Origin of the sequence: Ureibacillus thermophilus (genome assembly GCF_004331915.1) — a bacterium.
GTDB classification, from domain to species: domain Bacteria; phylum Bacillota; class Bacilli; order Bacillales_A; family Planococcaceae; genus Ureibacillus; species Ureibacillus thermophilus.
Genome location: NZ_CP036528.1, coordinates 583671 through 592100 on the forward strand (window position 1 = coordinate 583671; position 8430 = coordinate 592100).

At 35.4% G+C, this 8430-nt stretch carries 7 protein-coding genes and 2 pseudogenes; 3 read left to right on the forward strand and 6 right to left on the reverse strand.

From position 1 onward, the window contains the following. On the reverse strand, positions 1-815 hold an 815-nt coding region (locus DKZ56_RS02780), incomplete at its 3' end, for a transposase (RefSeq protein ID WP_484421934.1). Then, positions 742-1293: a transposase gene (locus tag DKZ56_RS02785; RefSeq protein ID WP_208651221.1), complete on the reverse strand. Its 552-nt coding sequence runs from the start codon at positions 1291-1293 to the stop codon at positions 742-744. The genes DKZ56_RS02780 and DKZ56_RS02785, both read right to left, overlap by 74 nt. 55 nt (positions 1294-1348) lie before the next feature. Here DKZ56_RS02785 and DKZ56_RS02790 point away from each other — a divergent pair, with 55 nt between their 5' ends. Continuing rightward, positions 1349-1597, forward strand: coding sequence for a hypothetical protein (locus DKZ56_RS02790; RefSeq protein WP_208651222.1), 249 nt, complete (start codon positions 1349-1351; stop codon positions 1595-1597). 284 nt (positions 1598-1881) lie between these two features. On the opposite strand, the pseudogene DKZ56_RS15915 reads toward DKZ56_RS02790, so the two are convergent. From DKZ56_RS15915 to DKZ56_RS02805, 3 genes and pseudogenes are all read right to left on the reverse strand, one after another. Next, positions 1882-1959: pseudogene (locus tag DKZ56_RS15915) on the reverse strand (helix-turn-helix domain-containing protein); the annotation flags it as partial. Positions 1960-2186: 227 nt separating this feature from the next. Then, the gene (locus DKZ56_RS02800; protein ID WP_208651223.1) at positions 2187-3026 is read right to left on the reverse strand and encodes a PD-(D/E)XK nuclease domain-containing protein; all 840 of its coding nucleotides are present in this window, start codon (positions 3024-3026) and stop codon (positions 2187-2189) included. A gap of 18 nt (positions 3027-3044) precedes the next feature. Then, on the reverse strand, positions 3045-4250 hold the full coding sequence (locus DKZ56_RS02805) for an AAA family ATPase (RefSeq protein ID WP_208651224.1): 1206 nt from the start codon (positions 4248-4250) through the stop codon (positions 3045-3047). 436 nt (positions 4251-4686) lie between these two features. Here DKZ56_RS02805 and DKZ56_RS02810 point away from each other — a divergent pair, with 436 nt between their 5' ends. Together DKZ56_RS02810 and DKZ56_RS02815 are read left to right on the forward strand one after the other, a co-directional pair. After that, the gene (locus DKZ56_RS02810) at positions 4687-5325 is read left to right on the forward strand and encodes an MFS transporter (protein ID WP_245989582.1); all 639 of its coding nucleotides are present in this window, start codon (positions 4687-4689) and stop codon (positions 5323-5325) included. Between the two features lie 90 nt (positions 5326-5415). Next, the gene (locus tag DKZ56_RS02815; protein ID WP_245989583.1) at positions 5416-7137 is read left to right on the forward strand and encodes a methyl-accepting chemotaxis protein; all 1722 of its coding nucleotides are present in this window, start codon (positions 5416-5418) and stop codon (positions 7135-7137) included. Between the two features lie 623 nt (positions 7138-7760). Here the strand turns inward: DKZ56_RS02815 and DKZ56_RS02825 are convergent. Continuing rightward, a pseudogene (locus DKZ56_RS02825) lies at positions 7761-8249 on the reverse strand (DUF1189 domain-containing protein). Positions 8250-8430 lie beyond the last annotated feature (181 nt).

Genomic DNA, 8430 nt, shown 5'->3' on the forward strand with positions numbered 1-8430 from the left:
TGAGAAACTAATAAACTAGCTAGAGCTTCTAATCGTTTTCGTCGAATAATTAAATTATCTACCAACAAAAATTCTTTAATTCTTCCCGGTAAATACTTATTATAGCGCGAATATTCTACAACCCTTGGTTTATGAATCCATGTTTTAATTATTGAAAGCCATGGTAATGCTTTTCGCTTTTTCATATATGGCCGATAGTCATCCAATAATATCTCCCCATTAGGTGAAACAATCTTTAATTGATCCCATGTTAATATCATTTGTAATTGACTATAGTTGCCACCCTTAGGGACATGAACCAACGTCTGATCCACTTTCACTTCATTATATTTGTTTACTTTAACAAGATGCTCTTTAAATACAGGATAGGGCTTTTCCGGTAATGCTAGAAGATAATCCCGTTCTTCCTGCCATAAGTCCTCAATACGTACGTTTTTGGCATAATGAATTCTATTTCTGTCCGCCTCTAATTTATGAAATAATTGATCCGTTAAACCCTCATAGCTGTCCATTATTGGAGCTGAAGTAAAAAAGTTATAGCGTATATATCCAACTTTATTCTCAACATTTCCTTTTTCATGGCCACTTCTTGGATTGCATACCTGCACATCAAAGCCATAATAACTCTGAAATTGAACAAATTCATCAGTTAATTGTGCTTCTTCATTTTTTGTCCTTTTTTTCTTCACAGCGGGGGTCAAATTATCGATTCTTATCCTTTTAGGTACTCCCCCAACCTGTTTAAAAAGAATATTGAGACCAATGTAAGAAGCATTCTTGATTTTCAGCTGGTAACGGTACTGCAAATCCAGCATTACTATGAGGAAACGTCATAACTAAAGCATGAATATCCACCATTTCTCCATCTTGTACAGCTTCCATTACTCCAAAGTCTACTTGAGCTTCACCCGGAGGATGTTCTAATCTTTCATACCCTTTATCCTTTTCTTCTTGGTGAGTATTCATCCATTCAGAGATAAAGTAACAAACAGTACGATAAGAACCTTGGAAACCCATTTCCTTTAGTTCTTCAAATATTTGTTTCTTTGTTCTTCTTAATTTTTTCCTTAACTTTAAATCCTCAAAAAGCCAATCTGAAACAATTACTCCCCACTTTTCCTCATACATCATCCCTTTCTTTTTAAATGATTTCTGTTTAGGGAGTTGATCTTCATCCGCATACTTCTTAGCTGTTCGCCAATTAATTCCCATTGTTCTTTGTATTTCTGAAATAGATAAACCTTTGTTATTTCTTAAATGTTTGATACAATTAATATCAGACATTGCTAGCATCCTTTCTTACCTCCACTACCAACTGCTTGACACAATTACTGTAGTGGGACTTGGGGTGACTGGCAAGTCTTTTTTTGTTTATGCACAAAAATTTAGTGCAGGACTCTGCATTTTTCCTTTGCAAAGCTCTGCACTTTTATTTTGCCATACACATGTAATTCCCATTTTCAATGCATTTGCAAATCTGTGTGGTTTTAGGAAAGAAAAAAATGCATTTATTGATTTAATGATTTTAAAAGCCAGTTCTTCATTGACTGTCTTTTATCCAATTAAGCTACCCAACAGGCAGCAATCAACATTTTAACTCAACTAAATACAAAAGTAATAAAAAGATTCTCACACATATAAAGTGAAGTATGCCATTTTATATAATTTAACCAGCTTCTCACATTCCCCGTCCAAGTGTTTGATTTCAAACTACGTCCATATACTTATTCCTCCTAAAAAAGCTGTTCCTTGGAGAATTTTCTCTCCAAGGAATGGCTTCGATAATATAAGCATATGAATTATGCGCTAAACTCGAACATGCAGGTTATGGTCATGATCCTGTTTCCTACTACCGCCAATGATGAAAGGAGTATTCAATGCCTACGAAATTTTAAAAAGTGTCTCCACCCTAGGACTTGTAAGTCCTGCTTCAATTCTTCCAATCGTGGATTTTGGAACTCCACTACGGTCTGTGTGTTTTTGGCAAAGAGAAAATGGCTCTTACGTTCTTTTCGTGGAAAATCGAGGTAATTGAGAATACAAATAAAAATACTTATTTGCACATCCATTTTCTCAATAAACCTCTTCCGATCACCAAGATTGAGTCAGAGCCACTTTTATTTTGCAATAAACATCTGTGAGCATTCATGCCATTCACCTTAGCAAAACTCTTTGCATTTTAGAAATCAGAAAGTGATTTCTCGAATAATAATTGTTTCAAGTTCTTTATCAAAACCTTGTTTTTCTCTTCGAAAAGCCTTCTCAAAAGCATCAGGGTTTTTTATTAATTTCACTTTATCAAATATAAACAGGAAAAGATGATCGGCTTCATAATGAAATGAATCTGAGCCTAACTCTTCCCTTAATTTACGCTCAGTCATGTTTTCCCTTGTACATTTCACCTCTATTACAATTCCATATTCATCGAGTACTATATCATATCTGACGGAAGCATAACCAGCATCATCTACAACCTCTAATCTAGCATCTGGAAATATTGGTCTGATTAGCGAATATAGTATCCGCTGAACATCGTACTCATTTCCGATTTTAATCTTATCTAAATCTTCCTTTTTGATCGTACCATTACCATGAACTTCATCTTGATACATCGCCTCAATGTGTTTATGAAAATTCTTTAAAATCTTTCGGATAATTGTTACAGCTATTGTTTTGTCTATATGATCCTCAGCACTTTTCTCTGGTAAGTATTTACCGGACTCAACGTCAGATTTTAATTTACTCAAAATATCTCTACTTTTTTGAAGAGCTTCTCCGACTTTACTAATAGTGTCCGCTCTCGAGAATTTATTTGGAACCACTTTCGTTTCAATCAGAAAATCTTTACTTATCGATGGTTCAGAAAAATTTTCACTCAACGTTCTCTTTACATCGTTCCTCCAAGCGTTAAAAGAGTCATAAACATCTTGCTTTTGCTCATAGAGGCTTATAAGTTTTTCGAGATCATCTATTCTTTCATTTATTTCTTTTATAACTATATCCGGCTCTTTTCGAATCATCGACATATAAATCCCCCTTCACGATCAATAAGTACCCCATCTTAAAAAGAACAGGAACAGGGGATCTAGAATGAATATTTGATTATCTTTCCATTCAAAGACTTGATAAATAGGCTCACTAGAAAACATGATATCATGCAATTTTTGAAGAGAATCTCTAATCTTGTTCTTCTCGATTTTTTCCTTTGAATTAATTACTAGCAGCTGATCGATTCTCTCTTTCATTTCGTCCACTGACAGGCTAACAACAGGTGGATTTTGAGCAATTGCTTTTAATAAAATATGATAAATATCCGCTTTTTCTCCATTTTTTAATTGATATTTTTTTCTTTCTTGCCCCCTTGTGGATGGACCGGCCATTAACTTTTTAACCACTTCTTGATACGGTAAGTTAATAGTAGTGAACCGATAACTTTCTTCCAATTTTTTTTCGTCATTTATTTCCTTTATACTTTCATCTTCATCAATATTTAAAATAAGCGACAAATTCAAACAAATTGACTGCATTAACTGTGGAGATGTAAGGCTTTCTAAAGCCATTTTTGAAGCCAATTCATCACTTATTTTGATGCCAAGCTGCTCAAAACCAGTAATCGCAATTTCCTTTAACTCATCTTCTTGCCATGGTTCGATATTAATTAAATTTAATCTGCCGCTCAAATCTGGATTTTTCCTAATGGCGTCATCCGCTCTATGAGGTAGTGATATAACCACAGCTTTAAATTCTCTTCTAATGGCATCTTTTAATTGATAAGCGATATCTAACTGCACCTCTTCAGGAGCATAATGGAAATCATCTAGAACTAACACAAGGTTATTTTCTTTAAAAAATTCAATCACTTTATCCTTGTTTGATCCATACTTTTCTCGAGTAGAAATTGATTTATCTTCTGGATTATTATCAGTGCCTTTTAGCACAGTCGTTTCTGAGTATTCTCCTTCAAGAGGCAAACCGACTTTATTTGCAACAACTTCCCAAAAATCTTTTGCATTTTTAAAATCACTACCTGTTAAAGAAACCATATTTTGCGGTTCGATCACTTTCTCACATAAGACAGTCTTCCCTGTTTTAGATGGACCAATAATGGACGTTAAATATCCCGGTGTATTAAGAGCTTGCTTCAAACGTGTTTCATACGTAAAACCGAAACCCGAAGACTTTCTAGAAACGTATGTGTATTTCGGAAATGATCCCGGTTTGAACACTTCATTAGAACGAAGCTTTCTCAAACCATATCCCTCCTTTTCACACCTTTATATATCTTATATATCTAATATATATTATATATCTTAATACTAATATTTTAACCTAATCATCACTAATTTTAAACCTAATAATATAAAAAAGAACCTTTATAGACCTTTTTATACTTTTCACAGCCTTTTTATCTTATACTTTTCATATTTATCTAAACGTCAAAGCACATAAGGAAAGATCAACGATTGACAGATACGAAATTTTACATACATTGATCCCTTCCTCCAAAAACAGGCTCTATAATATTTGGTGTTGGTGAGTATAAACCAGCACCAATTTTTTGAACAAAAAAAAAATGAGACAGTGACAAAACTCTTTATTGTAATATTTTGTAAAATAACATGCTGGTAGCTATTTGTCGAGTGCTTTATTTTTTATACTTTTATCCAAAAAATCTAATTTTGCAAAATGCTCACATTAAGAAAATATACGATCAAAATTGTAAAAACGTTTCATAAGAAAAGGAATTTCCTGATTCCTCAATATCTTTTGGGAGGGATCAGCATGTTTGTCATGTTCGGAATGTTATATTACCTCTCCTTCTTAATCGAGGAAACCTATAAAATCGATGGTTTTTTTAAAGGCGCCACTTTTTTGTTTCCTCTTGGTGCAATGACCATTACTTCATATTGGACAGGAAAACGGCTTAAAACAAACCGTGAAGAATTGAACGGGCTTCTTTTTCTTGGAAACATACTAATGATTGGATGCTTTTTCGTTTTAGTTTGGTTTCACTCATTTTCATTTTTATTATTCTTCATCACATTGGCGTTTGGAAGTATGGGATTTATTTTGCCGTCCATCAATACGGCAGTTACTTCATCTGTACCGGACTCAGAACGGGGGTTTGTGGTCAGCCTTTATGGAACATGTCGATTTCTCGGGGTAGCATTAGGTCCGGTTGTCTTTGAGCGCTGGATGGATGAGCCGCAAACCGTTTTTATTTATTCCGTTTTAATCCTCTTTGCAAGTTTTCTCTTTTTCGTTTTTTCGAATCGAAAAGAATTTTTTTCCTTGTTTAAATCATTTCGCCTAGGTCAAAGGTGATGTTTTTAAAAAAATCATACTATTTCTTTACAATTCCTTAATATTCTTTTGCCATAATGTAATTAGTTATTATAGGAGGGGTGTATTTTTTTGCCTTTAGAAAACTTTCAGACTAGACCAGTGAATTGGATTAGCAAATTATTCGCTCAATTTACCATGCAGGCCCGGCTGTTAATCGTAATATTAAGTCTGCTGCTTCTGTCGGTTTCCTCAGTTGCTTACATTTCTTACATGAAATCGAAGCAAACGACGATTGAGTTAATGGAGCAACGATTAGAAAGAGAAGTGAAAATGGTATATGCAATCGCACAAAATTTGATGATGATTTATGTAGGCGAAGAAGAGAAATTTCAAAAAAAGATGAATCAAGTAATCAAAGGTCAGGATGCGGAACTTGTCCAAGATGGATTAAAAGGAGATTATTTTATCCTTGACAATAAAGAAATAAAGCCCTTTAGCATCAATAAAAACACAAAATTGAAATTTACTGACACACTTCTTGAAAAGATTCGCCAAAAACAAAATGGGATTCTCCACGAGAAAATAAATGGCGAACTATATACGATCTCTTTTCAAAAGGTACAAGAATTTAAAGGAATTTATGTCATTGCGATTCCGCAAAAGATTTATATGAAAGATATTAATGAGATGGCAAAATACATATTTATTTTGGTTGTCATAAGCCTTTCGCTAACCTCACTTACTGTTATTTTGATTGTTAGAAGTTTAACAAAGCCGCTTTCTAATCTTCGCGAGGTTATGAGAAAAGCAAGGGAAGGCAATTTAGATCTGCATGTTGAAGTCAAAACAACAACTCCTGAGATCACATCTTTAGTGAAAAGTTTCCATGCAATGATTCGTCAGATGAAAGAACTCTTATCGAATATTTCAAATACGACTTCGAATCTTTCAGTAACCGGTAAAGTGCTGAGGGAAGTTTCTGATCAAGTACTCGAAGAAAATGAACAGCTTTTAGAGGCTATACATGTTGTGAAAAACGGGGCGGAACAAACCGCCGGAAGTTCTGAAGATAGCATTCAAAGATTCCAGGAAATGAAAAAATCAATTTACACAATATTTACTCATATGAATCAAATGATTGAAAAAGCTCAAGTCATGAACAAATCTGCAGATAACGGAGAAAAAAGCGTCGGAAAAATGGTCAAAACGATTACCGCCTTTGAGAATGAATTTTCAGGAGTTAAGTCAGCAGTTGAGAATGTAAAAAATTATTCGGCTTCCATTGCCAACGTTGTGACATTAATTCAACAAATCGCAGAACAGACAAAACTTCTTGCGCTAAATGCAACAATTGAAGCAGCGCGAGCTGGAGAAGCAGGGAAAGGATTTGTAGTTGTGGCCAATGAGGTCAGGAAACTTGCTGAACAATCGTCCGAAGCTACTGAGCATATTACAAAAACGATTGCAGAGATGGAATCGATATCAAATCATGCATCATTGGAATTTCAGAAAATGGTAAATAATGTAACAAATTATATTTCAATCGCTACCGATAGCCAGAAATCTTTTGATACTTTAATGATGGAGATCGAAGCTGTCAGTGGAATGATTGTGAAAGTTCAAGAAGAATTGAATGTTTTAAATGATACTTTACCGAAAATGGAAACAACGGCTGAAAATTTAGTCTCTGTCGCACAAGAAACGCTGGCAAGCGCTGAAGAAATGATGGCTGCTTCACATGATCAAATGGAAAAAGTAAAGAAAAGTCATGAAGCCGGTGAACGATTAACACTTTTGTCAGAGTCGCTTGAGAAACTTACAAGACAATTTCAATTCACAAAACAAAATTAAAACGCGCTTTTTTAGCGCGTTTTAGTTTTGGTGCGCCCGGCATGTACATGAACTATAGGGTGTAAGTCCCGAACCCCGAAGACAGAAGTAGAGGTTAGCCAAGAGCAAGGGTGTCCGTCGGTCCGAGGAACACGAACCTCATATAAGGCTAGGTATGATTGAGTGAGTTTGCCAAACAAAACAAAGCTCTTTCTGTCGAAGGTCATATCGAGTAAATGAGGCGGATAGATGGTGTGAAAGTGCATGTACTTACCCGGGGAGGTCTGGCGGATAGGTGAAATACGCTTCATAACCTACTTAGTGATAAGTAGCTGAACCGTCAGAAGTCAGCAGAGGTCATAGTATTAGTTGGTTTAGAACTACTAAGAAGGACCGAACAATTAAGAGAGAATAGCCCTTGGCATTCAGTGAGTCATGATGAACACAGAAAACGTAGTACCTCACTTGAGGAAGGAAGCGGTGAATCCCGTGGGAGACCTCTTGGAGGGTGGAGTGACCACTGGCATAAAGAGAACAGCTATTCACGGAAGTTATAAAGACTTGCGTCAATGATCTTAATTGAACCGCCGTATACGGAACCGTACGTACGGTGGTGTGAGAGGACGGGAGTTAATCGCTCCCTCCTACTCGATTTTTCGTTTTGGAACCTCTTTTATTGCTAGGAACAAGACAATAAGCGAGGCAAACCAGTTAATAAGAAATCCGTATAAAACGGTCGTTTGCAGTGCAGCCATAATCGTAAAGAAAATCGTCGGCAATGTCACGGAATATGCTGCCATTCTCCATAAGTGACGGTATTGCAAGTTTTTTCCGATCATATTTTTAAACATAAGCCCAAATAAAGCAAAAATAGAGATTTCAATAAATTTCATGCCCGCTGAAAAAGTTTGCCATCTTTGATCGTGAACTCGGGAAACTGTTCCTTTACTGCTGTCTGGGCCGCATCTAATCCGTTAATAACAGCAGCAGAGAAATAATAGACCGTCGGGATCACGGATAAATAAAGTTAGAAAGAATACATAAAGGATGGTCTTTCCAATCCCTTGAAAGCGGTAAAAAGCTATATCCTTCGGGGAGTACAGGCTTTTAAACAATTGCTTAAAAATATTCATAATAAAACACGCCTTTACAAAATTTTCACTGTCTTATTTTAGCTTTATAGAAGTTATTGTACAAGTTAGGTGTTAGATATATTAATTGAGCATTTTGCATATTTTTTGACCCAAGAGCCATAAGGATTTCAAAGACATAAAAAAGGACTTCACCCCTAAAATGTAGAATTTTTGAAGTGAC

Excerpts from the sequence above, each read along its gene's own strand:
- DKZ56_RS02800 (WP_208651223.1), bottom strand. The coding sequence starts at position 3,026 with ATGTCGATGATTCGAAAAGAGCCGGATATAGTTATAAAAGAAATAAAT.
- DKZ56_RS02785 (WP_208651221.1), bottom strand. The coding sequence starts at position 1,293 with ATGCTAGCAATGTCTGATATTAATTGTATCAAACATTTAAGAAATAAC.
- DKZ56_RS02810 (WP_245989582.1), top strand. The coding sequence starts at position 4,687 with ATGCTCACATTAAGAAAATATACGATCAAAATTGTAAAAACGTTTCAT.